This window comes from Pseudarthrobacter equi (assembly GCF_900105535.1).
Taxonomy (GTDB): domain Bacteria; phylum Actinomycetota; class Actinomycetes; order Actinomycetales; family Micrococcaceae; genus Arthrobacter; species Arthrobacter equi.
Window position 1 is genome coordinate 2,509,571 of the sequence record NZ_LT629779.1, and the last position, 24,061, is coordinate 2,533,631.

The 24,061-nt window shown below is 65.4% G+C and carries 23 protein-coding genes and 1 tRNA gene; 14 read left to right on the forward strand and 10 right to left on the reverse strand.

Annotated features, from left to right (window positions below; all coding sequences use genetic code 11):
* Positions 1–8: 8 nt before the first annotated feature.
* The 5 genes from BLT71_RS11235 to BLT71_RS11255 all read right to left on the reverse strand — a co-directional run bounded on the left by BLT71_RS11235 (position 9) and on the right by BLT71_RS11255 (position 4,629).
* Positions 9–1,127 (reverse strand): FUSC family protein, encoded by a 1,119-nt coding sequence (locus BLT71_RS11235; protein ID WP_091720209.1) that lies wholly within the window; start codon positions 1,125–1,127, stop codon positions 9–11.
* 72 nt (positions 1,128–1,199) lie between these two features.
* Positions 1,200–2,309 (reverse strand): serine hydrolase domain-containing protein, encoded by a 1,110-nt coding sequence (locus tag BLT71_RS11240; RefSeq protein WP_091720212.1) that lies wholly within the window; start codon positions 2,307–2,309, stop codon positions 1,200–1,202.
* A 30-nt stretch (positions 2,310–2,339) separates the two neighbouring features.
* The gene (locus BLT71_RS11245; protein WP_091720215.1) at positions 2,340–3,425 is read right to left on the reverse strand and encodes a glutathione S-transferase family protein; all 1,086 of its coding nucleotides are present in this window, start codon (positions 3,423–3,425) and stop codon (positions 2,340–2,342) included.
* Between the two features lie 9 nt (positions 3,426–3,434).
* Entirely contained in the window at positions 3,435–4,175 is a 741-nt protein-coding gene (locus tag BLT71_RS11250; RefSeq protein ID WP_091720217.1) for a M50 family metallopeptidase, read from the reverse strand.
* 151 nt (positions 4,176–4,326) lie between these two features.
* Positions 4,327–4,629: a DUF4193 domain-containing protein gene (locus BLT71_RS11255; protein WP_015937093.1), complete on the reverse strand. Its 303-nt coding sequence runs from the start codon at positions 4,627–4,629 to the stop codon at positions 4,327–4,329.
* A 206-nt stretch (positions 4,630–4,835) separates the two neighbouring features.
* On the opposite strand from BLT71_RS11255, the gene BLT71_RS11260 reads away from it, so the two are divergent.
* From BLT71_RS11260 to BLT71_RS11280, 5 genes are all read left to right on the forward strand, one after another.
* The gene (locus BLT71_RS11260; protein WP_091720220.1) at positions 4,836–5,981 is read left to right on the forward strand and encodes a glycosyltransferase family 9 protein; all 1,146 of its coding nucleotides are present in this window, start codon (positions 4,836–4,838) and stop codon (positions 5,979–5,981) included.
* Positions 5,978–6,952, forward strand: coding sequence for a glycosyltransferase family 9 protein (locus BLT71_RS11265; protein WP_091720221.1), 975 nt, complete (start codon positions 5,978–5,980; stop codon positions 6,950–6,952). Before BLT71_RS11260 ends, BLT71_RS11265 begins: the two co-directional genes overlap by 4 nt.
* A gap of 57 nt (positions 6,953–7,009) precedes the next feature.
* Positions 7,010–7,246, forward strand: a complete 237-nt coding sequence (locus tag BLT71_RS11270) for a hypothetical protein (protein ID WP_091720223.1) — start codon at positions 7,010–7,012, stop codon at positions 7,244–7,246.
* Between the two features lie 164 nt (positions 7,247–7,410).
* On the forward strand, positions 7,411–7,920 hold the full coding sequence (locus BLT71_RS11275) for a DUF805 domain-containing protein (protein WP_091720226.1): 510 nt from the start codon (positions 7,411–7,413) through the stop codon (positions 7,918–7,920).
* 120 nt (positions 7,921–8,040) lie between these two features.
* The gene (locus BLT71_RS11280) at positions 8,041–8,853 is read left to right on the forward strand and encodes an alpha/beta fold hydrolase (protein WP_091720228.1); all 813 of its coding nucleotides are present in this window, start codon (positions 8,041–8,043) and stop codon (positions 8,851–8,853) included.
* Positions 8,854–8,856: 3 nt separating this feature from the next.
* On the opposite strand, the gene uvrA is transcribed toward BLT71_RS11280, so the two are convergent.
* Together uvrA and BLT71_RS11290 are read right to left on the reverse strand one after the other, a co-directional pair.
* On the reverse strand, positions 8,857–11,388 hold the full coding sequence (uvrA, locus tag BLT71_RS11285; protein ID WP_091720231.1) for an excinuclease ABC subunit UvrA: 2,532 nt from the start codon (positions 11,386–11,388) through the stop codon (positions 8,857–8,859).
* Positions 11,389–11,546: 158 nt separating this feature from the next.
* A tRNA-Leu gene (locus BLT71_RS11290) sits at positions 11,547–11,629 on the reverse strand.
* Positions 11,630–11,799: 170 nt separating this feature from the next.
* Here BLT71_RS11290 and BLT71_RS11295 point away from each other — a divergent pair.
* On the forward strand, positions 11,800–13,104 hold the full coding sequence (locus BLT71_RS11295; RefSeq protein ID WP_091720233.1) for a M20/M25/M40 family metallo-hydrolase: 1,305 nt from the start codon (positions 11,800–11,802) through the stop codon (positions 13,102–13,104).
* 11 nt (positions 13,105–13,115) lie between these two features.
* The gene (locus BLT71_RS11300; RefSeq protein WP_091720236.1) at positions 13,116–14,276 is read left to right on the forward strand and encodes an acyl-CoA dehydrogenase family protein; all 1,161 of its coding nucleotides are present in this window, start codon (positions 13,116–13,118) and stop codon (positions 14,274–14,276) included.
* Between the two features lie 18 nt (positions 14,277–14,294).
* Here BLT71_RS11300 and BLT71_RS11305 read toward each other — a convergent pair whose 3' ends face one another.
* The gene (locus BLT71_RS11305) at positions 14,295–14,528 is read right to left on the reverse strand and encodes a DUF5703 family protein (RefSeq protein WP_015937102.1); all 234 of its coding nucleotides are present in this window, start codon (positions 14,526–14,528) and stop codon (positions 14,295–14,297) included.
* Positions 14,529–14,567: 39 nt separating this feature from the next.
* Here BLT71_RS11305 and BLT71_RS11310 point away from each other — a divergent pair, with 39 nt between their 5' ends.
* Positions 14,568–14,831 carry a hypothetical protein gene (locus BLT71_RS11310; RefSeq protein WP_015937103.1) on the forward strand — a complete coding sequence of 88 codons (264 nt, stop codon included), beginning with the start codon at positions 14,568–14,570 and terminating at the stop codon, positions 14,829–14,831.
* Between the two features lie 18 nt (positions 14,832–14,849).
* Here BLT71_RS11310 and BLT71_RS11315 read toward each other — a convergent pair whose 3' ends face one another.
* Positions 14,850–15,785: an aldo/keto reductase gene (locus BLT71_RS11315; RefSeq protein ID WP_091720239.1), complete on the reverse strand. Its 936-nt coding sequence runs from the start codon at positions 15,783–15,785 to the stop codon at positions 14,850–14,852.
* 52 nt (positions 15,786–15,837) lie between these two features.
* Here BLT71_RS11315 and BLT71_RS11320 point away from each other — a divergent pair, with 52 nt between their 5' ends.
* Both BLT71_RS11320 and mshC read left to right on the forward strand, forming a co-directional pair.
* Positions 15,838–16,671, forward strand: coding sequence for an undecaprenyl-diphosphate phosphatase (locus BLT71_RS11320; RefSeq protein ID WP_091720241.1), 834 nt, complete (start codon positions 15,838–15,840; stop codon positions 16,669–16,671).
* Between the two features lie 15 nt (positions 16,672–16,686).
* The gene (gene mshC, locus BLT71_RS11325; protein WP_091720244.1) at positions 16,687–17,964 is read left to right on the forward strand and encodes a cysteine--1-D-myo-inosityl 2-amino-2-deoxy-alpha-D-glucopyranoside ligase; all 1,278 of its coding nucleotides are present in this window, start codon (positions 16,687–16,689) and stop codon (positions 17,962–17,964) included.
* 75 nt (positions 17,965–18,039) lie between these two features.
* Here mshC and BLT71_RS11330 read toward each other — a convergent pair whose 3' ends face one another.
* Positions 18,040–18,945 carry a PAC2 family protein gene (locus BLT71_RS11330; RefSeq protein WP_091720247.1) on the reverse strand — a complete coding sequence of 302 codons (906 nt, stop codon included), beginning with the start codon at positions 18,943–18,945 and terminating at the stop codon, positions 18,040–18,042.
* Between the two features lie 151 nt (positions 18,946–19,096).
* Here BLT71_RS11330 and BLT71_RS11335 point away from each other — a divergent pair, with 151 nt between their 5' ends.
* From BLT71_RS11335 to arc, 4 genes are all read left to right on the forward strand, one after another.
* Positions 19,097–19,834: an HAD family hydrolase gene (locus BLT71_RS11335; protein ID WP_091720249.1), complete on the forward strand. Its 738-nt coding sequence runs from the start codon at positions 19,097–19,099 to the stop codon at positions 19,832–19,834.
* Positions 19,835–19,860: 26 nt separating this feature from the next.
* Complete coding sequence (locus tag BLT71_RS11340; protein WP_091720252.1) at positions 19,861–21,024, forward strand: site-2 protease family protein; 1,164 nt, start codon at positions 19,861–19,863, stop codon at positions 21,022–21,024.
* Positions 21,025–21,158: 134 nt separating this feature from the next.
* On the forward strand, positions 21,159–22,223 hold the full coding sequence (locus tag BLT71_RS11345; RefSeq protein ID WP_091720255.1) for a tRNA (adenine-N1)-methyltransferase: 1,065 nt from the start codon (positions 21,159–21,161) through the stop codon (positions 22,221–22,223).
* A gap of 82 nt (positions 22,224–22,305) precedes the next feature.
* Positions 22,306–24,057, forward strand: a complete 1,752-nt coding sequence (arc, locus tag BLT71_RS11350; RefSeq protein ID WP_091720258.1) for a proteasome ATPase — start codon at positions 22,306–22,308, stop codon at positions 24,055–24,057.
* The last annotated feature ends 4 nt before the right edge of the window (positions 24,058–24,061 follow it).

The following is a 24,061-nucleotide window of genomic DNA, read 5'->3' on the forward strand; positions in this document are numbered from 1 at the left end:
AACGCCCGCTAGTCTGCCGTTCGGACGGCCCGAAGGATGCGGTGCAGGCTAAGCAGGATGGATTCCGAAGCGGGTACCATTCCCTGCTCGGCTTCCCTGGTGGAGGTGGCAGCCATGCACGCGTCCACCGCTGCCTTCGCGGCATCGAAGCGGTCCTGGTGCCCCTGCTTGTCATCATCCCCGTAGGACGTCAGCAGGTCTCCGGCGGCCGTCATCGCCTCGGACAGGGGTTTGCTGTCCTGAACCGGCACCTCGTAGGGGACGTCGCTTTCCCAAATGACATCGGTGAGCACGTCGGTCATGTCCTGGATGTGGAACGTCACCCGCTCCAGCTCCCGCAGGTGCCTGTAGTCCTCGTCCACGTCGCGGGGATGGAACCTCCGCCTCGGATTGCCCCGGCGGCTGGCATCGGCTTCCCTGACGAGGTGGCGTACGGAGCGTGTGGCAGCTGCCAGTTCATCGGACCGGCGGGACCATTCGGCATGGGCGGGCGGCCACTCCTCCCGGAGCGCCTTCCCCATGTCGGTCAGCTGGGTCCCGAGTGCACGCCGCAGTTCGTCGAGGCTGGCTGCGGCTGCGTTGAAGTGCAGCGGTGGAAATATCACGAAGTTCACGCCGATGCCCACGGCCACACCCACACCCATCTGCACCAGGTAACCGAACGAAAAATCGTCGGGGTGGCTGTTGCCCACCAGCAACACGAGGAGGGCCGCCGTCGGAATCCAATCACTTCCGGATCCGATGCCGGGCAGGCCGCCCAGGAGGACGCCGATGCCCATGAAGATCGCCACGGTAAGGGGTGAGGGATCGGTAAAGGCCACGAGGACGAATGCCAAGCCGATGCCGACGGCGAGGCCGGCCAATGCCTGCAGCCCCTGGCGGACCGAGCCGGCGATGTTGTGGTACATCGCCACCAGGGCTCCCAGCGGAGCGTAGTAGGGGTAGTCCGCAGCTGCCCCGGGCATCAGGGGTGCAATCAGGAAGGCAAGCCCGGCTGCGATGGCCGCTTTGGCGGCCAGCTGGAGCCGCTGGGCGGCGAAGGCGGCCGTGAGTCCGGAGACCGCCCGCTTCAGGATCTCGGTTCCCCGGCCCCATATGACTTGCGTTCTGGCTTGCGGCCTGCTCATCCGCCCAACCTTAGGGTGGTTTTACCCGCAACCCCAAAAGGCGCAGGTCAGGGCGCCGGAGGCTTGTGCGTTCTACGCCAGTGCGGCCGCCGAGCGCCGTACTGCGGCCGCCAGCCGATGGGCCCTGCCGGGCGTCCGGCCGTCCTCGGCCCGCTGCGGAATGTAACCGAAACCGAGGGAGTAGGCCGGGTCCGCGAAGCCAAGCGCGGCGTTGGCGCCTTCATGGCCGAAGGCCCGGTGGCTGCCAAAGTTGCGGGAGGGGTGAGGTTTCATGAAGACCACGGCGAAGGCGTTGTCCAGGCCTGACGAACGGTCCAGTCCCCAGACCTGTTCGGTGGACATCCGGCGGACTGTGTCCTCGCCGAGGAATGGTTCTGAGTTGTCCGCGCCAGTGGTGGCCGCAGCGTACAGGTGGGCAAGGCCGTCCGCTGAGCCCACGCCTCCGGCGGCTGACATTCCGGCTGCGCGGACACTCCGGATGTTCGGGAGTTCCATGATGGTGCTGACCGGTGAATTCGAGTTCAGCCCGTCCAGGCTCAGTGGATCGAGCCATGGCTGGTCAGGTTCAGCGGTGTACAGGACGTCCCTGTAGCGGTGTTCCTCTTCGTCGGGCAGCCCCAGGAAGAAGTCCACACCATACGGGATCCGGATCCGACGGTCGTAAAGGTCCTGCAATGACTCTCCCGACGTCCGCCGGCAAAGCTCCTCCATCAGGATGCCTATGGTGAGTGCGTGGTAGCCGAACTGCCGTCCCGGTTGCCACACAGGCCGGGCTGAAGCCAGCCTGGCCGCAGCCCCGGCTGTTGTGAACTCGGCCAACCCAAAGCCACCTTCGATGCCCGGCAGCCCCGCCTGGTGCGACAGGGCCTCACGTACCAACAACCGGTCCTTGCCGTGCACCCCAAACTCCGGCCAATAAAAGGCCACGGGCCGGTCGAGGTCAAGGACGTTCTTTTGCACCAGGAGAGCGATCACCATGGCGGCGACGCCTTTTGAACATGAGTAAGCCCCGGTAACGCTGTCCGCGGCCATGCCCGGGCCACCGGTCAACCCCACCACCCGCACACCGCCGTGGTACGCCGAGAGCTGTGCGCTGTAGTTCGGGTCTTCTGCCAGGAAGGACTCAAACAGGTCCAGGACGTCTTCGAAGCCGGCGGCTACCGCGCCGTGGGAAATCTGCATCCCCACATTGTAGGGGAAACCGCTTTCCGCCTAGCGGGCCGCTCCGTGCCCAGGCTCTACTTCCTCGCCCTTCCTTACTGGCCCTGGTGGCGTTCCGTCGCCGAAGGGCCGTCCGCCGAGCGCTTCCCGGCCGTGCGCTTCGAGCCACCCGGACAGGTCCGGCCCGGCCGGGACGATGCCGGTGGGATTGATGTCCTCGTGAACGATGTAATAGTGCTGTTTGATCTGCACGAAGTCTGTGGTGTCCCCGAAACCGGGAGTCTGGAAGAGGTCCCGGGCGTAAGCCCACAGGGCCGGCATTTCGCTGAGCTTTTGCCGGTTGCACTTGAAGTGGCCGTGGTAAACCGCGTCAAAGCGTGCCAGCGTCGTGAACAGGCGGACATCCGCTTCGGTGATGGTGTCGCCAACCAGGTAACGCTGAGCGGTGAGGCGGTCCTCCAGCCAGTCCATGGCTGTCCAGAGCCGGTCGTAGGCGGCCTGGTACGCCTCCTGGGATCCTGCGAACCCACACCGGTACACGCCGTTGTTCACTTCGGTGAACACCCGCTTGTTCACGGTATCGATCTCATCGCGGAGCGGTTCCGGATAGAGGTCCGGGGCGCCCGGCCGGTGGAATTCAGTCCACTCCGTAGAGAAATCCAGCGTGATTTGGGGAAAGTTGTTGGTCACCACAGCGCCGGTGGGCACATCCACCAGGGCAGGAACGGTAATACCCCGCGGGTAGCCGGGAAAACGCTTGAAGTAGGCCTCCTGCAATCGCTCAATGCCCAGGACCGGATCCTTTCCGCCGGGATCAAGGTCGAACGTCCAGGACCGGGAATCATGCGTTGGTCCAGGCTGCCCAAGGGAGATAGCTTCCTCGAGGCCCAACAGCCTGCGTACGATGACTGTCCGGTTGGCCCAGGGGCAGGCCCGTGCTGCAACCAGCCGGTAGCGTCCTGCTTCGGCGCGCCAGCCTGGCTCGCCGTGGTCCCCGGGCCTGCCATCCCGGGTCACCCGGTCCTCGATGTAATTGGTGTCCCGCGTAAACTCCTGGCCGCCGGTGACGTAGGCGCCCCGGGTGCTGTGCTCCCCGGTTCCGCCGGCGGTCAGGGTGCTCTCCGTGTCGTGGCTCATCTGCCCAGCCTATGCGCCAGCAGACAGGACGGCGGTGACAGGCTGCAACGCGACGATCCACGAGCCGGCCACGATAGCCGAAAAAAGGAGAATCCATACACCGGAGGGAACATGGGTGGCCCTGTACAGCAGGTAGGCGTCGGAGGTGGCAAGCTGGCTCCGCCTGCGCAGGTGCACGTGGGCCAGTTTGATGAGGTCCCGCACCGCCCCAACCAGCAAGGCCAGTCCAAGGATGACGGCGACGTGCCCAGTGAATTCCCTGGGCACAACGAGGATCATGGCCAGGGTGGCGCCAATCGCTGCCAGCGTGATGAGGAATCCGGCAAGGTTGCGCAGAAACACCAGCGTGGCTGCAAGGGCGAGGCCTCCGGCGGCGATGGCAGCCGGCCCCCAGCCGCTGAATCCGCACACCACAAACACCGCGCCGGCCACCGCGGGCACAGGGTACCCCCAGAAGCATGACCACACAGTGGCCAGCCTGCTGCGGCTGTATGTGGTGGTGGTGCCGGAATGATCGAGGCGCAAATGGATGCCGGAGAGCCGCTGTCCGCTCGTTACGGCGGCAAAAGCGTGTCCGAGCTCATGCGTAGCCGTGGTCAGGAGGCCAAAGTACTTCCAGGAGCGCCGGGGTACGGACAGCGCAGTCGCGGCCAGTAACGCCAGCACAAGTTCGGTCAGGGTGACGAGGGGCGGCGCCGTGCGGGTGAAGGATGCCAGCAGGACCTGCCACAGGTCGGCGGTCCCGTTCATCCGGGCGTGCCACGTCTAATGATTAAGGTGCCGTCCATGGCTCCAACGCTACCGGGCCACGCTGGACGTCCCCTTTAAAGCCGGAAGGCACGCCGGGTGGCGTGCCTTCCGTTGCGGCCGGATCCGGAAGGATCCGAAGGGTTCCTGGTGCCTAGCCTTCGCACTCGGTGCAGTAGCTGTGACCATCCTTCTGGCGGGCTATCTGGGACCGGTGACGGACCAGGAAGCAGGAGTAGCAGGTGAATTCGTCGTCAGCCTGCGGAATGACCTGCACCACGAGCTCTTCGGCAACGAATTCGCCGCCCGGTACGCCCGCGCTGTCGAGCCCGTCAGCCTCATCCAGCTCAAGGACGACACTTCGCGCATCGGGAGCATTCGCTGACTGGAGCTGCTCGAGCGAGTTGTCCTGCGACTCCTTGACGTCGGAGCGCAGTTCATCATAATCGGTTGCCAATTTAGGTGCTTCTCTTTTCTTTGGTTGGCCTGTCGCGTATGAAACGTACAGCATCAAGGGGGTATTCCCCAAGAGAGGGAGTATATTTGCCGCCGCCTGGGTACAGGTTCCATGACGCGGCCGGCCCACCACCACTGGATGGTTTCCGCGCCGGAAGCGGTGGGCGCACCAGCAGTTGTGCGCCCAAAGGATCCGAAAGGACGCACGTGGAACTACTCACGGCAGGTTTTGGCGGTGCCGCCCAGGTAGCAACGGGCGTTGGGCCCGTATTGGAGAAATTCGACGGCATCTCGCGGATTGCCGTCCTTCGCGGCGGCGGGCTGGGTGACCTGATCTTCGCTGTTCCCGCGATGGCGGCACTAAAAGCGGCCTATCCGGAGGCAGCCCTGACGCTCCTCGGCACGCCGGTTCATGAGGCGCTTTTGGCTGCTGTCGAAAGCCCGGTGGACGATTTTTGTCTGCTGCCGTTTGCCGAAGGCGTCCGGCCCGGTGTTGAAGATCACTCAGAGCTGGAAGGCTTTTTTGACCGGCAGCGGGCACGACGGTTTGATCTCGCTGTGCAGCTTCATGGCGGTGGACGGTACTCGAACCCCTTCCTGCTACGCCTGGGAGCACGCCACACTGTGGGTACCCAGACGGCGGATGCCGCAGGCCTGGAGCGGACCGTTCCCTATATCTACTATCAGCATGAGCCCCTGCGTGCCCTGGAGGTGGCAGGGTTCGCCGGCGCCGTACCCGTGGACCTTGAAGCGAGGCTTGTCCCCGCGGCAGGGGTGCGGGGCACACGCCACGCAACCAACGACGACGGCGCGCAGCCCCTCGTGGTGATCCATCCGGGCGCAACCGACCCCCGGCGTCGTTGGCCCGTTGAGCGCTTTGCCCAGCTTGCCGGCGCATGCGCCGCGGACGGCTGCCGCGTCCTGGTCATCGGCGACGACAGCGAACGGGAGCTGGGAGAACAGATCGCTGCGACAGCCGCCTCAACATCCGTGGAGTCCCTGGCGGGCAAGCTCTCCATGGCCGAACTGGTGGGCCTGCTGGCCGGCGCCTCGGTGGTGGTGGGCAACGACAGCGGCCCGCGCCATCTCGCCCAGGCGTTTGGTGTGCCAACGGTGGGCGTTTTCTGGGTGGGTAACGTCATCAACGCCGGTGCCCTGGGGAGGTCAATGCACCGTGTGCACCTTTCCTGGTTTACGGCGTGTCCCACGTGCGGGATCGATATAACGCAGGTGGGCTGGACGGCACCGCGGTGTGCGCATGACGATTCAATCGTCGCCGGGGTGGAGGTCAGGGGGGTCTACGAGGATGTGCGGAACCTGGTGGCCACTGCCGTACGAAAGTCACTCGCATGAACGGGGGAGCGGTGCCCGCGGACGCTGCGGGCAGTGGTAAAGCCGACAGGCCGGAATTGCTGGTGCTCCGGGCGCTGAAACTCGGCGACCTGCTGGTAGCCGTTCCGGCGTTGAAGGCCATCCGCCGGGCCTTCCCGGAGCACAGGCTCCGCTACGCAGCCCAAGGGTGGCTGTCCGAGGCACTGGGCCTGGTTGGCGGTTATGAGCTGCTGCCCACGCACGGGCTCGACGAGCCGCTGGCCCTTCGACCCGGAGTGGTGGACGTGGCAGTGAACCTCCACGGAAACGGTCCGGAAAGCGCCGGCAGGATCGAGGCGCTAAGGGCCCGGCGGACCATCGCCTACCGCAGTGGCAACCTTGACGGCCCGCCATGGCGGGCAGAACTGCATGAGCGCGAGCGCTGGGCACATCTGCTGTCCTGGCACGGGATCGAAACTGATCCCACAGATCTTCGGCTTGAACATCCGCAGGTTCCCAACCCGGCGCCGGGAGCAACCGTGGTGCATGTTGGTGCCGCCTACGGCAGCCGCCTCTGGCCAGCCGAAAGATTCGCCGCCGTTGCCGCGGAACTCGCACAGGCCGGCCACCACGTGGTCTTCACCGGCGGAGAGGGAGAACGGGACCGCGCACATGCTGTCTGCGGGCTGGCTGGTCTCCCGTCGGAATCCGTTCTCGCCGGCAGCCTGGGTTTGGCCGGGTTCGCCGCCGTCATTGCCGGCGCCAGGCTCGTCATTTCCGCCGACACCGGTGCCGCGCACCTGGCGTCGGCCTATGGCACGCCCTCGGTGGTGCTCTTCGGCCCGGCGCCGCCGGAAATCTGGGGTCCCCCACCTGGCCCGCACGTTGTGCTCACCAAGGCAAAGCTCCGCCGCGGGGATACCTTTTCCGACGTCCCGGACCCGGCCCTGCTGGCCGTGGAGGTTGACGATGTCATGGCGGCGGTAGGCGGCCTCGGCCTGCTGCCGGCTTGAGCAAAATTTGTGGATATGGGAAGCGCCGGGCGGCGTCGTCAATCCTAAAATGGAGTCATGGGCACCGAGATTGGCATTGCCTTGGTATTGCTGACAGCGTTCGCCTGGATGGCCGGGACGCTGGTAATCCTCTCCGCCATCGACCGGCCGGAACGCAAAGCCCGCCGCCAGGAGCGGCGTGACACCCGGGCTGGAGAGCACAGACGGAAAGTCGAGTACCGTCCCGTCGCAGCGGGCTCCCGCCCGGAGGGCCGCAGGAGACATCCCCGGACCCGGAAGCTGCGTCCGCACTGACGCACCCTGTGCGCTGTGTCACCAACGTGATCGCAGTCCACGTGGAGTCATGTGGGAAACACTTCGTAGAAATCGGATGAAGTTTATCCATCGAACGGACTTTTGGCTCCTTTTACCCCTACGATGGTCTGGCATCACTCTGTCTACCATTCCGGGGGGAATAAATGAGCTATCCGCAATACCCTAACCAACAGCAGCAGCAGCAGCAGGCGACGTCCTACCAGCCCGGCGGAGAGCCGCCGCTGTGGGCTCCGTACTACGGCGCCACGCTGCCCATTGCCGCCAAGCGGTTCTTCAAGAAGTACGCCACCTTCTCGGGCCGGGCCAGCCGGAGCGAGTACTGGTGGTGGGCCCTGATCGGCTTTGCCGTCAGCGTCGTCCTGAACATCATCATGCAGGTCGGCGGCGCGGCGGGTGCCACCGTCGCCGCGAACGGTTCCACTGTTCCCGGGCCGGGTTTCCTGGTGGGCTCCATCATCGCCTTCGTGTGGGGCCTGGCAGTGCTGGTGCCGTCACTGGCTCTCCTGGTCCGCCGCCTGCACGATGTCAACATCAGCGGCTGGCTGGTGCTGATCATCCTGGTCCCGTTCCTGGGGGCCCTGGCGCTCGTCGTCATTGCCATCCTGCCGTCCAACCCGGCCGGACAGCGGTTCGACCAGCCCACGGGCCACTAGCCACACGGCCTTGACGAAAGGGAGCCTGATCGTTTCGATCAGGCTCCCTTTTGTATGCAGGAAACCGTGGGGTTCCGCAAGCGTCACGCGGCGGCCTAGGCTGGCGCTGTGGAGTGTGAGGTGAGCGGTATTCCGTTGCATTACGAGGCATTCGGCGACGGCGTGCCGGTCCTGGTCCTGCACGGCGCCGGCGTGGACCATCGGGAGATGGCCGCCGTCTTTGAGCCGGTATTCGGCAGGCTGCCTGGCTACCGGAGGATTTACCCGGATCTGCCGGGCATGGGCCGCACGCCGGCGCCCGCAACACTTGCGGGTGCCGATGACGTGCTCGAAATTTTGCTCGGTTTCGTCGACGCCCTCATCGGCCCGGCGCCGTTCCGGCTCATCGGCCACTCTGCCGGCGCCCACTTTGCCCGTGCCATAGCGGGCAAAAGGGTGCGGCAGGTGGCCGGGCTCGGCCTGGTCTGTCCGCTGGAAGGGAACGCCAGGGACGTTCCGGAGCATAAGGTCCTGGTTGCCGCCGTAGAACCGGAAAAGCTGTTGGACACCGAAGAGGCCGCATCGTTTGGGGAGTACTTCGTGGTCCAGACGCAGGCAACGCTGGACCGCTATCAGGAGGCGGTGGCTCCCTCCCTGGGATTGGCGGACGAGGCGGCGCTGGACCGGATTTCGCGGCAGTGGGAGTTTCGCGGCACCGCTGCTGACAGCCAGCCGTATTCGGGTCCTGCGCTCATCCTTGCCGGCCGGCAGGACGCCACGGTGGGCTACACCGGCGCATGGGACCTCCTTCAGCTCTACCCCCGGGCCACTTTCGCCGTGCTTGACCAGGCAGGACACGCGCTCCCGCATGAGCAGCCGGACCTCCTCGAAGCATTGGTTACCGAGTGGCTGGGCCGTTCAGTCAGCCAGAAGCCGGTCCCGCCCGGCGCCTAGGCGTCAACGGCCGAGGGCTGCCGCCAGATACGGCGCGGTGCGGCTACCTGAGGCCTGCGCCACGTCTTCCGGCGAGCCGGTTGCCATGATCCGCCCGCCCTGGTCCCCTCCGGACGGCCCCAGATCGATGACCCAATCCGCGGCGGCAACTACCGACATCTCATGTTCGACCACTACCACTGTGTTCCCCGCGTCCACGAGGCCGTGCAACTGGGCCATCAGGAGCTGGACGTCCGCCGGGTGGAGGCCCGTGGTGGGTTCGTCCAGCAGGTACAGGGTGTGCCCGCGCTGGGCGCGCTGGAGCTCGGTGGCCAGTTTGATGCGCTGGGCCTCGCCGCCGGAAAGTTCCGTGGCCGGCTGTCCCAAGCGAAGGTAGCCCAGCCCCACATCCTGCAGGCATTTGAGGCTGCGGGCCGCTGCGGGGACCCCTGCCAGGAACTCTGCTGCGAGGTCCACTGTCATGCCCAGGACGTCAGCCACATTCCTGCCGAGGTATTCCACCTCCAGCGTGGCGGGGTTATAGCGGGATCCTTCGCACTCGGGGCAGGGTCCGTAGCTCCCCGGAAGGAACAGGAGCTCCACTGCCACAAACCCCTCGCCCTGGCACGTCTCACAACGGCCTCCCGCGACGTTGAACGAAAACCTGCCGGCGCCGAACCCCTTGGCTTGGGCGGCTTCAGTACCCGCGAATACTTTGCGGACAGCATCGAAGAGGCCCGTGTAGGTTGCCAGGTTGGAACGGGGCGTCCGGCCGATCGGTTTCTGGTCAACTGTGACCAGCCGGTCGATGGTGTTGCTCCCTTTGACCGCACGTATGTGAAGCGGCTCCGCCGGCCCGTCCTGTTCCCCTGCTGTCCTGTCAGTACTGAGTGAGGCAGCCACCACGTCGCCGAGAACGCGGCCAACGAGGGTGGATTTGCCGGAGCCTGATACCCCGGTCACGGCCGTCAGGACTCCGAGGGGAAAACGGGCGTCCAGCCCTTGCAGGTTGTGCTGCCTGACACCTTCCAGCTCCACCCACCCGGCCGGTTCACGCGGTTCATCGCTCCGGGACCGAGAAGACGGGACGGATGGCTGTGGCGCATCGAAGAGGAACGGGCGGGTCACGGATGCTTCAACCCCGGCCAGTCCTTCCACCGGGCCGCTGTACAGCACTTCACCGCCACCTTCTCCGGCGCGCGGGCCAACGTCCACCAGCCAGTCTGCCCTGCGGACAACGTCCATGTTGTGCTCCACCACGAAGACGGAGTTGCCGGAGGACTTCAGTTGCTCCAAAACTTCCAGCAACGGCTCCGCGTCTGCGGGATGGAGTCCTGCTGACGGCTCATCGAGGACATAGATCACTCCGAACAGTCCTGAGCGCAACTGGGTGGCGATCCGCAGCCGCTGCATCTCGCCCGGCGAGAGGGTGGGGGTTCCCCGGCCCAAAGCCAGGTATCCCAGCCCAAGGTCCAGGAGTACGTTGATCCGCTGAAGCAGGTCCCGTGTGATGGTGACAGCCACTTCGTTTGACTCACCGGAACGCTGGGTGCGCGAGGCTGTGCCGGCCTGGGCCAGTTCACTGGTCGGACGGACGATGTCCGCCAGGTCTGCCAGCGGGAGTGCGTTGAACTCCGCAATGGTCCTGCCGGCGAAGGTGACGGCCAGGGCCTCGGGAATCAGCCCGGTGCCCGAACAGCGCCGGCAGGGACCTGACTCCATGAATGCCAGGACCCGGTCCCGCATGGATGCGCTTTGCGAGTCGGCCAGAGTATGAAGCACGTAGCTCCGTGCGCTCCAGAACCGGCCTTTGTAGGGCTTGGCAACCCGGTCACGCTGCGGCGTTACCTCCACCACCGGTTGTTCTTCCGTAAAGAGAATCCAATCGCGGTGCTTCTTGGGCAGTTTGCGCCACGGGACGTCGATGTCGTAACCAAGGTGGGTCAGGATGTCCCGCAGGTTCTTTCCCTGCCACGCGCCGGGCCAGGCGGCAATGGCCCCGTCCCGGATGGTGAGGGACGGATCCGGGACCAGCGACTGTTCAGAAACCGTGTGGGCAACTCCGAGGCCATGGCATTCCCTGCAGGCGCCTGCGGCCGTGTTGGGGGAGAAGGAGTCCGAATCGAGCTGGCTGCTGCCTTCAGGGTAGGTGCCGGCCCGGGAAAAGAGCATGCGCACCGAGTTGGAAAGGGTAGTGACAGTTCCTACCGTGGAGCGGCTGCTCGCTGTGCCGCGGCGCTGTTGAAGCGCGACGGCGGGCGGCAGCCCGCTGATCAGCTCTACCTTCGGATTGTGGCCCTGTTGGATAAGGCGCCTGGCGTAGGGGGCCACGGATTCGAAGTAGCGGCGTTGGGCCTCGGCGTAAATTGTGCCGAAGGCCAAAGACGACTTACCGGAGCCCGAGACGCCGGTGAACGCAACGATGGCGTCCCGCGGAACGTCCACGCTGACGTTGCGGAGGTTGTTTTCCCGGGCACCGCGGACCCGGACAAAGCCGTCCGACTGGTGCGCGGGGGTGGTCAGCTGGGAATCGTCAGTGTGCTGTGCGTTCGGCATTGTCTTGACTCTAGTAGCGAAGCCGGGTGCTGGACGATTTGCCAGCAGGAAGCGAAGTGACCGAACTCATAGCCGAAACTGCAGCGTGACAAGGTTGCGCCAAAACCGGGGCACAAAAAAGCCCCGGAAAATCACTGATTTTCCGGGGCTTTCCCTTGTGCGCGGAGGGGGACTTGAACCCCCACCCCCTTTCGAGGACTAGCACCTCAAGCTAGCGCGTCTGCCATTCCGCCACCCGCGCAGGTGGTAATCCGGGAAGCGTGTCCGTCTTTCAACGTTTCGCGCCTCTCCGAAGCAGCGAGAAAAACTCTAACATGACTTTCCGGGAACAACGAATCGGGCCAACTGGGTAGGCTGAGGGCAACGCTTTCGCGTGTGCAAACCAGCCGATTAACCCAGCGAGGAGCCCCCATGCCTGACGTCCTGCCCGAGGATGAAGTTGTCCGGATCTGCCAGGAACTCATCCGCATTGACACGTCCAACTACGGGGACGGCTCAGGCCCCGGCGAACGGGCGGCGGCTGAGTACGTTGCAGGGCTCATTGAAGAAGTCGGGCTGGATGCCGAACTTTTCGAATCCGAGCCGGGCCGGGCCAACGTGGTCACGCGGATGGCCGGCGAAGACCCGTCGGCCAGCGCCCTCGTGGTCCACGGCCACCTCGACGTGGTGCCCGCCCTGCGCGACCAGTGGTCCGTGGACCCATTTGGCGCCGAACTGAAGGACGGGTTGATCTGGGGCCGCGGCGCCGTCGACATGAAGGACATGGACGCCATGATCCTTTCGGTCCTGCGCAGTTTTGCCCGCACAGGCACCAAGCCCAAGCGGGACATTATCTTCGCCTTCTTTGCGGACGAGGAGGCCGGCGGCGCACTGGGCGCACGGTACGCCGTGGAGAACCGCCCGGAACTTTTCGACGGCGCCACGGAGGCCATCTCCGAAGTGGGCGGGTTCTCGGCAACCATCGGTGGCCAGCGGACCTACCTCCTGCAGACTGCCGAAAAGGGAATCTCCTGGCTCCGGCTCGTTGCCCACGGCAGGGCAGGGCACGGTTCGCAGATCAACACGGACAACGCAGTGACCCGCCTGGCCGCCGCGGTAACCCGGATCGGCGAATACAAGTGGCCCATCGAGCTGACGCCAACCACGCGCCAGTTCCTCGACGGGGTCACCGAACTCACCGGCGTCGAGTTCGACGCCGAGAATCCGGACCTGCTCCTGGACCAGTTGGGCACTGTGGCGCGCTTCGTGGGGGCGACCCTCCAGAACACCACCAACCCCACGCTCCTCAAGGGCGGCTACAAGCACAACGTCATCCCGGAGTCCGCCGAGGCCCTCATTGACTGCCGGACCCTCCCGGGCCAGGAGCAGCAGGTCCTGGAAATCGTCCGCGAACTTGCGGGCAACGGCGTGGACGTCAGCTACGTCCACAACGACGTGTCCCTGGAAGTCCCGTTCGCGGGCAACCTCGTGGACTCCATGATCGATGCACTCCACTCGGAGGATCCGGGAGCGAAGGTCCTGCCCTACACGCTTTCCGGCGGCACCGACAACAAGTCCCTCAGCCGGCTCGGCATCACCGGCTACGGCTTTGCGCCCCTGATGCTTCCGGACGACCTCGATTTCACCGGCATGTTCCACGGCGTCGACGAACGCGTTCCCGCCGATTCGCTGAAGTTCGGTGCCCGCGTCCTGAACACCCTTCTCACCAATTACTGACAGGAAATCCCATGACCCCCGGGGACGTGCTGCCGGAACCGCTCCTGGAGAAGATCCGCGGGCGGGCCGCGGACTATGACAGGAACAACGGTTTCTTCCACGAGGACCTGCGGGACCTCGCGGAGGCCGGGTACCTCAAGCTCTTCGTGCCTGCGGACGACGGCGGCCTGGGCCTTGGCCTCGCTGCGGCGGCGCAGTGCCAGCGCAGGCTGGCAACGGCAGCGCCGGCCACCGCCCTTGCCATAAATATGCACCTGGTGTGGACCGGCGTCGCGCACGTCCTGAAAGCCCGCGGCGACAACTCCCTGGATATCGTCCTGGACGAGGCAGCCCAGGGCGAGGTCTTCGCGTTTGGAAACTCCGAGGCGGGCAATGACTCGGTGCTGTTCGATTCCCGGACCGTGGCGGCTCCGTTGCCCGGCGGGGGTTACTCGTTCACCGGCACCAAGATTTTCACCAGCCTTTCGCCCTCCTGGACACGGCTGGGGATCTTCGGCAAGGACGCAGCGGCAAGGGACGGCGCGGGGGAGCTGGTCCACGGCTTCATCACCCGCCAGGCGGAGGGGTACCGCATCCTTGACGATTGGGACACGCTGGGCATGCGGGCCAGCCAGTCCGCCACCACCGTCCTGGACGGTGTGGAAGTCCCGGCGGAGCGGATCTTCCGGAAGCTGCCTGTTGGCCCCAACGCCGACCCGCTCATCTTCGCCATCTTCGCCTGCTTCGAGACGTTGCTGGCAGCCGTCTACACCGGCTTGGGGGAGCGGGCGCTGACCCTGGGCGTGGAAAACGCCAAACGCCGCACGTCATTCAAGAACGGCGGCCGCAGCTACGCGCAGGATCCGGACATCCGCTGGAAGGTGGCGGACGCCGCCATGGCGATGGACAACCTGTATCCGCAGCTGGCATCCGTCACGGCGGATGTTGATGCGCTGGCCGAGCACGGAGCGCAGTGGTTCCCGAAGCTGGTGGGGCTGAAGGTGAACGCCACGGAAACCGCCCGGCGCGTCGTGGACCTGGCCATCAGGGTCAGCGGCGGGTCCAGCTACTTCCGCGGGTCCGAGCTGGAGCGGCTCTACCGCGATGTGCTGGCCGGGATGTTCCATCCGTCCGACGACGAATCCGCCCACAACACCGTGGCCAACGCCTGGTTGGGTCCGCTGGACGGCTAACCCGTCCGGAGCAGTGTCCTAGACGGTCCTCTGGACCTGCATGACCCGGCGGCGGAGCCAGAAGCGCCGGCCACCGCCCATGTACAGCTTGCTGCGCTCCAGTTCCCACTTGCCGTATTCGGAGTGTTCCACCAGGCGGCGGCGCGCCTCAGGCAGGGACTCGTTCGGACTTACGGTCAGCACGAGGTATTCGTACTGCCTCAAATAGTCCCGTTCCCGCTGGACCGAGCTGGTGAGAAATTGTTCCTTCATTGCTCTCCATTTTCGTCCTTTTCCCGCTAACGTGAAGTCATGAGCATCGATCCGCGTGTCGCGCTTTCGTCCCTGACCACCGCTTTGGAAGAACACCTTATAGCAGCATCGAACCGGCGCGGAGATGGTGATCCCTCCGTGGAGGCAGCCTTTTTTGCCGTGGCAGATGCCTTCGAAGTTTATGAAGACGCCCTCTACGAGGCCTACAACGAAGTGACCCCGCTTCAGGTCTTCGACGACGAGGACGACGAAGACGAAGACAGCGACGTGGACGACGAGGATCTGGAGATCGTCGAGGAGTAGCCCGGGGGCCGGCCCAGGTTATGACGCGGCGGACACGTCTTCCAGTGCCCGCGCAATCTCGGGCGGTAACGGAGACAGTTGGGCTTCGAGGATTTCCTTGAGCTGGACGGGCGTCCGGGGACCCACCACCGCGGTGGCAACTCCGTGTTGCGCCAGCAGCCAGCCCAGCGCCACGTCCTGCGGCGTCCGGCCCAGGCCCTTCGCTGCCGTGCATACTGCCTCCACTGTGCGCGACGGCCTTTCCGCCAGGTACTGCTCGACGGACGCGGACCCTGTTGCGGACGCGCCGCGTGAACCAGACGGAATGCTGCCCCGGTATTTCCCTGTGAGTACGCCCCGGCCAAGGGGTGCGCAGGCCATCAGGCCCATGCCTGCGTCCTCCACGGCCGGTATGAGTTCTGCCTCGGGACCGCGGTGCAGAAAGGAGTATTCGGCCTGCGCCGCCACGAGGGGGAAGCCGGCCAGGACCGCTGCCTTCGCCGCCTGCCATCCGGTGTAATTCGAGATGCCGGCATACCGGGCGCGGCCGCTGCGGACAGCAAACTCCAGGGCGGAGAGGGTCTCCTCCAGCGGAACGTTGCCGTCCCAGGCCTCGGCGAACCAGATGTCCACGTAGTCGGTGCCCAACCTCGCGAGGCTTGCGTCAAGGCCGGTGAGCATCGCATTCCTGGACGTGTCGATCCCGCGCCGACCGTCCGGCGTCGTCATTCCCGCCTTCGTGGAAATGGTCAGCCCGGTGCGGGAGACGACGTCGCCCAGCAGGGAGCCCAGCATCGCCTCGGACCGGCCCTCGGCATACGATGCCGCCGTGTCCACGTGCCGGCCGCCGGAATTCAGGAAGGTCCGCAGCAACTCCGAGGCGTCCTGTTCGTCGGTTTCCCCGCCCCACGTCATGGTGCCGAGCGATAAGGCTGAAACCCGCAATCCACTGTTGCCGACGTAACGCTGCTGCATAGCAGCAAGCTTACGGGCAGATGCACGCATGCCCATGCCGTAGGGTCTTAGCGTGAACTGGTTTGAGGCGGCCCTGCTGGGCCTTGTGCAGGGACTGACCGAATTTCTACCGATTTCATCAAGCGCGCACCTGCGGATCGTGGGGCAGTTCCTGCCCAACGCGGAAGACCCCGGGGCAGCATTCACGGCCATCACCCAGCTGGGCACTGAAACGGCCGTCGTTGTCTATTTCTGGCGGGACATTGTCCGCATCGTTAAGGCGTGGGCGGGTTCGTTGGCCGGAAGGGTGTCCCGGCAGGACCCGGATGCCCGGATGGGATGGCTGGTCATCCTTGGCAGCCTTCCCATCATCGTCCTCGGGCTGCTGTTCCAGGACCAGATCGAATCGGTGCTGCGCAGCATGTGGATCGTGGCCACCATGCTGATCGTCTTCGGCCTGATCCTCGCCGTGGCCGACGCCGTGGGAAAGCAGGAGAGGGACCTCACCCAGCTGACCTACAAGCACGGCATCCTCTACGGATTTGCCCAGGCGATGGCCCTCATTCCCGGTGTTTCCCGCTCCGGCGGCACCATTACCGCCGGCCTCCTCATGGGCTACACCCGCGAAGCGGCCGCCCGGTACTCCTTCCTCCTGGCCATCCCCGCTGTCTTTGGCAGCGGCCTGTACCAGCTCTACAAGGTGGTATCCAAGGACGGCATCACGGGCCCCTACGGATTGCCCGAGACGGCGTTGGCCACCGTCATCGCTCTCGTGGTGGGCTACGTCATCATTGGCTGGTTCCTGAAGTTCGTCTCCACGCGCAGTTACCGGCTGTTCGTCTGGTACCGGATCTTCCTGGGCCTGGCCCTGTACCTGCTGCTCGGTTTCGGCGTCATCAGCGCCTAGCACTAGGCTTGGTCTGTGAAATCCTGGACTTCCCGCCCCGTTCCAACCCTGCCCGGCACCATGCCTGCCATCCGCTTGTTCGACACCGCAGCAGGCCACGAGGTGGTACTGGAGTCCGGGGACCGGCCTTCGATGTACGTCTGCGGCATCACCCCGTATGACGCCACCCATATGGGCCATGCGGCCAGCTATGTCGCCTTCGACCTGCTGAACCGCGCCTGGCGGGACGCCGGCAAGGACGTGGACTATGTCCAGAATGTTACGGACGTCGATGATCCGCTCCTGGAACGCGCAACGGCCACCAACGTGGACTGGCGTGAACTCGCGCAGAGCCAAATCGATCTGTTCCAGACCGACATGGAAGCACTGAACGTCCTCTCACCTGACCACTACGTGGGAGCGGTGGAATCCATCAGCCTCATCGTGCCGGAGGTGGAACGGCTGGTCAGCCAGGGCCTCGCTTACACAGTTCCGGGAACCAACGGCGAGCCTGACGGAGACGTCTATTACGACGTCGAAGCGGCCGGAAAGCAGTCCGTCGCCCCCGATGCGTGGAGCCTTGGTTCCATCTCGGGACTGTCCGAAAGCGAAATGCTGGAACTCTTTGCCGAACGTGGCGGGGACCCCGGCCGGTCCGGCAAGCGACAGGCGCTGGATCCCTTGCTTTGGCGGGTGGCGCGGGACGGCGAACCCAGCTGGCCGGGCGCCAGCCTCGGCGACGGCCGCCCCGGGTGGCACATCGAGTGCACCGTGATTGCGCAGAAGTACCTGCCCGCACCTTTCACCGTCCAGGGCGGCGGCTCGGACCTGATCTTTCCCCACCATGAGATGGGTGCCGGTCACGCTTATTCGCTGGCCGGGGTACCCCTGGCCAAGCACTACGCGCACGCCGGCATGGTGGGCCTGGATGGCGAAAAGATGAGCAAGTCCAAGGGCAACCTGGTCCTCGTCTCCAAACTTCGTGCAGCAGGGGAGGAACCCGCTGCCATCCGCCTGGCGATCCTGGCCCACCATTACCGGTCGGACTGGTCCTGGACGGACGAGGGATTCGCCGCAGCCAAGGCAGACCTGGCCTCCTGGCGCCACGCACTGGATCACGCCCCGCAGGGGTCCGCGGCCCCCTTGGTGGAAGAGATGCGGGCAGCCTTGGCGGCCGACCTGGACGCCCCCGCGGCCGTCGCGGCGGTGTCGCGCTGGGCACGGCAGGCGAACGACGGCGGCGCTCCGGCCAGCGCCTCAGACCAGGCTTTGGTGAGGGACGCCGTCAACGCCCTCCTCGGGGTTCAGCTCTAGGCTTCTACGCACCGTTATTAACGGAAAAGGGGCCCTGCCGGAATGTATTTCCGGCAGGGCCCCTTTCGTCAGTGGTCAGGGTCTGTCCTGGCCCCGCCGTTTAAGGTAACGCTCGAATTCCCTGGCGATGGATTCGCCGGTGGCCTCCGGAAGGTCGGCCGTGTCCTTGGCCTCTTCCAGCTGGCGGACGTACGCCGCGATCTCCGGGTCCTCGGTGGCCAGTTCGTCCACGCCGCGCTCCCAGGCGTCCGCTTCCTCGGCCAGTTCGTGGGTGTCCAGCGGCACCTGGAGCAGTTCCTCGATGCGGTGCAGGAGTGCCAGCTGGGCTTTGGGGGATGGCGCCTGCGCCACATAGTGCGGGACGGCGGCCCACAGCGACACCGTGGGAAGCCCGGCCAGCAGTGCCACTTCCGACAGGACGCCGACGATGCCGACAGGCCCTTCATACTGCGACGCTTCCAGGTTCATGCGCTCCCGCAGCGGTGCGTCATCCGACGACGTGCTCACCGGTATGGGCCTGCTGTGTGGCACGTCGGCCAGCAACGCCCCCACCAGCACCACGTAGTCCACGTTCAGGGCTTCGGCGTGCACCAGCAGCTCAGCCGTGTAGGCCCGCCACTTGTAGGACGGCTCGGTGCCCTGGACAAAGATGACGTCCACGTTGGAATTGGGCGCACTGGCTTTATAGATACGGGTGGAAGGCCATTTGATCTTCCGTTCCCCTGCCGAGTTCCTGCGCACCGTGGGCCGGGTGAACTGGAAGTCGTAATATTCGTCGGCGTCGATGGACGCAACCTTTTTGCCGCCCCACAGCTTGTTGAGGTACCGCAGCGAGTCGCTTGCGGCCTCCCCGGCGTCGTTCCAGCCTTCAAAGGCGGCCAGCATCACCGTGACTCGCTGCCCCCCGGCAACTGGCTGCAGGAACCGTTCCCGCTCGGGTCCGGCACCCGTATCGGCGGTGTCTCCCTCGAAGCTATTCATTCCATCACCCTACGTCCAAGGAGTGCGGGCGTGCAGGGAATGAAGCGCCGCAACATCGGCAACCACCAGCCACAACAGGCCTTACCAGCCGCGTATTCGCCAAGGGCGTAGCCCTCAGGGACCGCCCAGCATGTCCCCGTAGACTTGGGACATGCAACTTCCAGGCCCCGAATCACCGCTCAAAGCCGTCCTCTGGGACATGGACGGAACCATCGTGGACACGGAGCCATACTGGATTGCCGCCGAACACGCGCTGGTTGAAGCCCACGGCGGCACCTGGTCCCACGAACAGGCCATGCAACTGGTGGGGCAGTCCCTGACCTTCTCCGCCGGACTCCTGCAGAAGGCCGGCGTTGCCCTCAGCATCCGGGACATCATCGACCACCTCACCGCCGAGGTAGTCAGCAGCGTGCGTCAAGAGGTGCCGTGGCGCCCCGGGGCCCGCGAACTCCTCGAAGACCTCCACCTCGCCGGTGTCCGGTGTGCCCTGGTGACCATGTCCGAAGGTCCGCTGGCCCGCCAGGTGGTGGACAGCCTTCCCCGCCCCTATTTCGAGTTCCTCGTCACCGGCGATTCCGTCAGCCGCGGCAAGCCACACCCGGAGGCGTACCTGACCGCCGTCGAACGGCTTCAGGAGACGGACCCGCACCTGCACCTTGGACACTGCGTGGCGCTGGAGGACTCGGCGCCCGGCGTGGCCGCGGCCGTTGCGTCAGGGGTCACCACAGTGGCCATTCCGCACATCGTCCCGTTGCCCGAGCACTCCCACTACACGCTGTGGGACACGCTGGCCGGACGTTCCCGCACAGACCTCGAGGAACTCCTCGCCGCCGCGGACAAGGCAAACCCTGCTGCCGGGCCGGCAACCGCCGTCGGGACCACACCGTGACGGCGCCGGCGCCCGGAGGACCCGGCATGCGGGAACCGGCAACCCCGGAAGCTGCGGCACCGGGCCGCCGTGAAGGGATTCCCCTGGGCCGGATCGCCGGTGTGCCGGTGGTCCTTGCATACTCGTGGTTCATCATCGCCGCGTTCACAGTCATTGTGTACGGGCCGGTGCTGCAACGGAATTACCCACATCTTGGGACCGGTGCCTTCATTGTCGCTTTCGGCTATTCGGTCCTTCTGCTCATTTCGGTCCTGGTGCACGAACTGGCCCACGCGCTCAGCGCCAGAGTCTACGGCTGGCCGACACAGAAGATCGTGCTCAACCTGTGGGGCGGACATACGCAGTTCGAGAGCTTTACTGCTTCCCCTGGACGTTCCGTAATAGTTGCCCTGGCCGGACCGGGGGTCAACTTCGTCCTTGCAGGAGCTGGCTGGCTACTTCTTCCGTACCCGCCGCCGGACAGTGCGGTTGGAATCCTCAACAACATCTTCATGTGGGCTAATTTCCTCATCGGCGCTTTCAACGTCCTCCCCGGTCTCCCGCTCGATGGCGGCCGCCTGGTCGAGTCAGCCGTATGGAAAGCGACCGGCAGCCAGGCGAAGGGCACGGTGGCCGCAGGCTGGGCGGGCCGCATCATCGTCGTGGCGCTGGTGGCCTGGTTCATTTTCCGGCCCATGTTAGCCGGGAGCGATCCGGACTTCATGATGGTGATAATCACGGTCCTGGTGTGCAGCTTCCTGTGGATGGGAGCCTCGGCGTCAATCCAGCAAGGCACCCTCCGGGCGCGCCTGCCGCTGGTAACTGCCGCGGGACTTTCCACGCCGGCCATGGCTGTGCCCGCCACGGCTTCTGTCCGGGACCTCCTGGGCTTCGGCGCGGCGGCCCACAAGTCGGTGGTTGTCTGCGGCCCCGACGGCCGGCCGCAGGGCGTTGTTGATCCGGCCGCCCTGGCCTCTGTTCCCGAAGCAGCGGCAGGATCCACTCCCGTCACCGCCGTCGCCTTTGCGCTGGCCCCCGGCGCCTACGTCCCGGAATGGTCGAAGGGGCAGGAACTCATCCAGTTCCTCGCCCAGGTTGAGGGCAAGCACTACGCCGTGGTTGACCACAACGGGGCGGTGACCGGACTGCTGACGCAGGACGCCGTCCTCGCCGCCATTACGGGGAAGAACCGCCGCACCCGCCAGGCCTAGGAGCCCGGGCAGCCCTCCCGCGAGCAGCGAAGGGGCCGGAACCGGTAGAGTTACCTGCCGGTGTGCCATGCCGCCGACGCAATCACCAGGCAGCCATGCGCAGGCACCACAGGTTTACAGGAGTGAGGAACATCATGAGCAGCGAAACTGCCGTCAACGACGCCACAGCAGCAGCCGGGGCCGGTGGCGCAGCCAGCGGTTCACAGCCGGTCGGAGCCGCACGGCGCCGCGGACCCTTCCGTGAAGGCGAACGCGTCCAGCTGACCGACGAGCGGGGCCGGATGAACACCGTCACCCTTGAACGCGGCGGGGCCTTCCACACCCACAGGGGCTTCCTGAACCACGACGAGATCATCGGCAAAATGGACGGCTCCGTTGTGGTGAACAACGTTGGCCAGCAGTACCAGACGCTCCGCCCGCTGCTCTCGGACTTCGTCCTGTCGATGCCGCGCGGCGCCGCCGTCGTCTACCCCAAGGACGCCGGGCAGATCGTCACCATGGCAGACATCTTCCCCGGCGCGCGCGTCGTTGAAGCAGGCGTCGGCTCCGGCGCCCTGTCCATCTCCCTGCTCCGCGCCGTAGGGGACCAGGGCTACCTGCACTCCTTCGAACGCCGGGAAGAGTTCGCGGACATCGCCCGCGGCAACGTGGAAACAATCTTCGGCGGCCCGCACCCGGCCTGGCAGATCTCCCTGGGCGACTTCCAGGAAGAGGTGGTCCGCAGCGAAGCCCCCGGCTCCGTGGACCGCGTGGTCCTGGACATGCTGGCACCCTGGGAATGCCTCGACGCCGTTGCCACCGTGCTGGCCCCCGGCGGCGTCTGGATCAACTACGTCGCCACCGTCACCCAGTTGTCCCGCACCGCTGAAGCCATCCGCGCGGACGGCCGGTTCACCGAACCGGACGCCTGGGAATCAATGGTCCGTGGCTGGCACCTCGAAGGCCTCGCCGTACGCCCGGACCACCGCATGGTGGCCCATACCGGGTTCCTGCTGGTCACCCGGCGGCTCGCCGACGGCGTCACCGGCATCTCCGTCAAGCGCCGGCCCTCGAAAACCGAGTTCAACGAAGAAGACGTCAACGCCTGGACCCCCGGTGCCGTGGGGGAGCGGGCCGTGTCGGACAAGAAACTTCGCCGCGCCGCCCGCGATGCGATTGCCGGGACCAACATCAAGGACACCCCCGAGGTCACGAACTAGTCCACATTTCGGGAGTCTCCATCCCTAGCTGCCCTCTTGGGACTAATGTCTTAAGAGAAGAGCAGGAAGGGGCTGATGCATCATGGAGACACCGAACCAGGACTCCGGACGTACACCGGCAGAGCAATTTGCCGCCAATGACCTCTCGGTTGCCGACCGCCAGGTCAACATCCTCCGGGACAAACTCAGGCACATCGACCGCCAGTTGGCTGCGGCAACGCAGAACAACACCAAGCTGGTCAGCATGCTTGAAACAGCGAAGGCGGAGATCCTCCGCCTTAAGAACGCGCTGGACCAGGAGGGGCAGCCACCTTACAGCTTCGGCACCATCCTGCAGCTGAACCCGCGGCGGCAACCGGCCCCGGGCAGCAGCGGGCAGGCGGCCACGGAGGAGTCAGCGGACATCTTCAACGCAGGCCGGAAGATGCGCGTCGGCCTCAGCCCCCTGGTGAACATCAACCAGCTTGCCGTGGGGCAGGAGGTCCTGCTGAATGAGGCCCTGCTGATAGTGGCGGGCCTGGGCTACGAACGTGCCGGCGAGCTCGCCACGCTCAAGGAAATGCTCGGGGCGGACAGGGCACTCGTGGTGGGCCGGGCCGACGAAGAACGCGTGGTCCGGCTCTCGGGTGCCCTGTTGGCACAGAAGCTCCGCGTGGGCGATGCCCTGTCCATCGATTCACGGACAGGGTACGCACTGGAGAAGGTGCCCCGCTCAGAGGTGGAGAACCTCGTCCTCGAAGAAGTTCCGGACATCACTTACGAGGACATCGGCGGCCTTGGCCCGCAGATCGAACAAATCCGTGACGCCGTGGAGCTGCCGTTCCTCCACCCCGACCTCTACCGTGAGCACGGCCTGAAGGCCCCCAAGGGCATCCTCCTCTACGGCCCCCCGGGCTGCGGCAAGACCCTGATCGCCAAGGCGGTGGCCAACTCGCTGGCAGCCCGCGCCGCCGAGCGCTCCGGCAACGTGGACCTGAAAAGCTACTTCCTGAACATCAAGGGCCCGGAGCTGCTCGACAAGTACGTGGGCGAAACGGAGCGCCACATCCGGTTGATCTTCGCCCGTGCCCGTGAAAAGGCGTCGGACGGCAGCCCCGTTGTGGTCTTTTTCGACGAGATGGATTCGCTGTTCCGGACCAGGGGCACAGGCATCTCATCCGACGTCGAGACCACCATCGTCCCGCAGCTGCTCAGCGAGATCGACGGCGTGGAACGGCTGGACAACGTGATCGTGATCGGGGCCTCGAACCGCGAGGACATGATCGATCCCGCCATCCTCCGGCCCGGCCGCCTGGACGTCAAAGTCAAGATCCACCGACCCGATGCCGAAGCGGCTGCGGACATCTTCAACAAATACATCACACCGGACCTGCCGTTCCACGAGTCTGACCTTGCCGAGCACAACGGCGACGTGCAGGCCACAGTGGACGCCATGGTGCAGCGGACCGTGGAGGCCATGTACTCCACCGACAAGTCCAACGAGTTCCTCGAAGTGACCTACGCAAACGGGGACACTGAGATGCTGTACTTCAAGGACTTCAACTCCGGCGCCGTCGTCCAGAACGTGGTGGACCGTGCCAAGAAGTACGCCATCAAGGACCTGCTCACCAGCCAGCAGAAGGGGCTTCGGATCGAGCACCTGCTGCGTGCAGTGGTTGATGAGTTCCGGGAGCACGAAGACATGCCCAACACCACCAACCCTGATGACTGGGCAAGGATCTCCGGCAAGAAGGGCGAACGGATCACCTACATCCGGACGATTGTCCAGGGCAAGGCCGGGCAGGAACCCGGCAAGTCCATCGAAACCACGCCCACCACCGGACAGTATCTGTGACGGC

What these genes read in the sequence shown, in the direction of transcription:
- BLT71_RS11340 (WP_091720252.1), top strand. Translation starts at nt 19,861, where the DNA reads ATGCGGGAACCGGCAACCCCGGAAGCTGCGGCACCGGGCCGCCGTGAA.
- BLT71_RS11310 (WP_015937103.1), top strand. Translation starts at nt 14,568, where the DNA reads ATGAGCATCGATCCGCGTGTCGCGCTTTCGTCCCTGACCACCGCTTTG.
- arc (WP_091720258.1), top strand. Translation starts at nt 22,306, where the DNA reads ATGGAGACACCGAACCAGGACTCCGGACGTACACCGGCAGAGCAATTT.
- BLT71_RS11300 (WP_091720236.1), top strand. Translation starts at nt 13,116, where the DNA reads ATGACCCCCGGGGACGTGCTGCCGGAACCGCTCCTGGAGAAGATCCGC.
- BLT71_RS11265 (WP_091720221.1), top strand. Translation starts at nt 5,978, where the DNA reads ATGAACGGGGGAGCGGTGCCCGCGGACGCTGCGGGCAGTGGTAAAGCC.
- BLT71_RS11275 (WP_091720226.1), top strand. Translation starts at nt 7,411, where the DNA reads ATGAGCTATCCGCAATACCCTAACCAACAGCAGCAGCAGCAGCAGGCG.
- BLT71_RS11315 (WP_091720239.1), bottom strand. Translation starts at nt 15,785, where the DNA reads ATGCAGCAGCGTTACGTCGGCAACAGTGGATTGCGGGTTTCAGCCTTA.
- BLT71_RS11345 (WP_091720255.1), top strand. Translation starts at nt 21,159, where the DNA reads ATGAGCAGCGAAACTGCCGTCAACGACGCCACAGCAGCAGCCGGGGCC.
- BLT71_RS11305 (WP_015937102.1), bottom strand. Translation starts at nt 14,528, where the DNA reads ATGAAGGAACAATTTCTCACCAGCTCGGTCCAGCGGGAACGGGACTAT.
- BLT71_RS11245 (WP_091720215.1), bottom strand. Translation starts at nt 3,425, where the DNA reads ATGAGCCACGACACGGAGAGCACCCTGACCGCCGGCGGAACCGGGGAG.
- BLT71_RS11270 (WP_091720223.1), top strand. Translation starts at nt 7,010, where the DNA reads ATGGGCACCGAGATTGGCATTGCCTTGGTATTGCTGACAGCGTTCGCC.
- BLT71_RS11250 (WP_091720217.1), bottom strand. Translation starts at nt 4,175, where the DNA reads ATGAACGGGACCGCCGACCTGTGGCAGGTCCTGCTGGCATCCTTCACC.
- BLT71_RS11335 (WP_091720249.1), top strand. Translation starts at nt 19,097, where the DNA reads ATGCAACTTCCAGGCCCCGAATCACCGCTCAAAGCCGTCCTCTGGGAC.
- BLT71_RS11235 (WP_091720209.1), bottom strand. Translation starts at nt 1,127, where the DNA reads ATGAGCAGGCCGCAAGCCAGAACGCAAGTCATATGGGGCCGGGGAACC.
- BLT71_RS11240 (WP_091720212.1), bottom strand. Translation starts at nt 2,309, where the DNA reads ATGCAGATTTCCCACGGCGCGGTAGCCGCCGGCTTCGAAGACGTCCTG.
- BLT71_RS11330 (WP_091720247.1), bottom strand. Translation starts at nt 18,945, where the DNA reads ATGAATAGCTTCGAGGGAGACACCGCCGATACGGGTGCCGGACCCGAG.
- uvrA (WP_091720231.1), bottom strand. Translation starts at nt 11,388, where the DNA reads ATGCCGAACGCACAGCACACTGACGATTCCCAGCTGACCACCCCCGCG.
- BLT71_RS11295 (WP_091720233.1), top strand. Translation starts at nt 11,800, where the DNA reads ATGCCTGACGTCCTGCCCGAGGATGAAGTTGTCCGGATCTGCCAGGAA.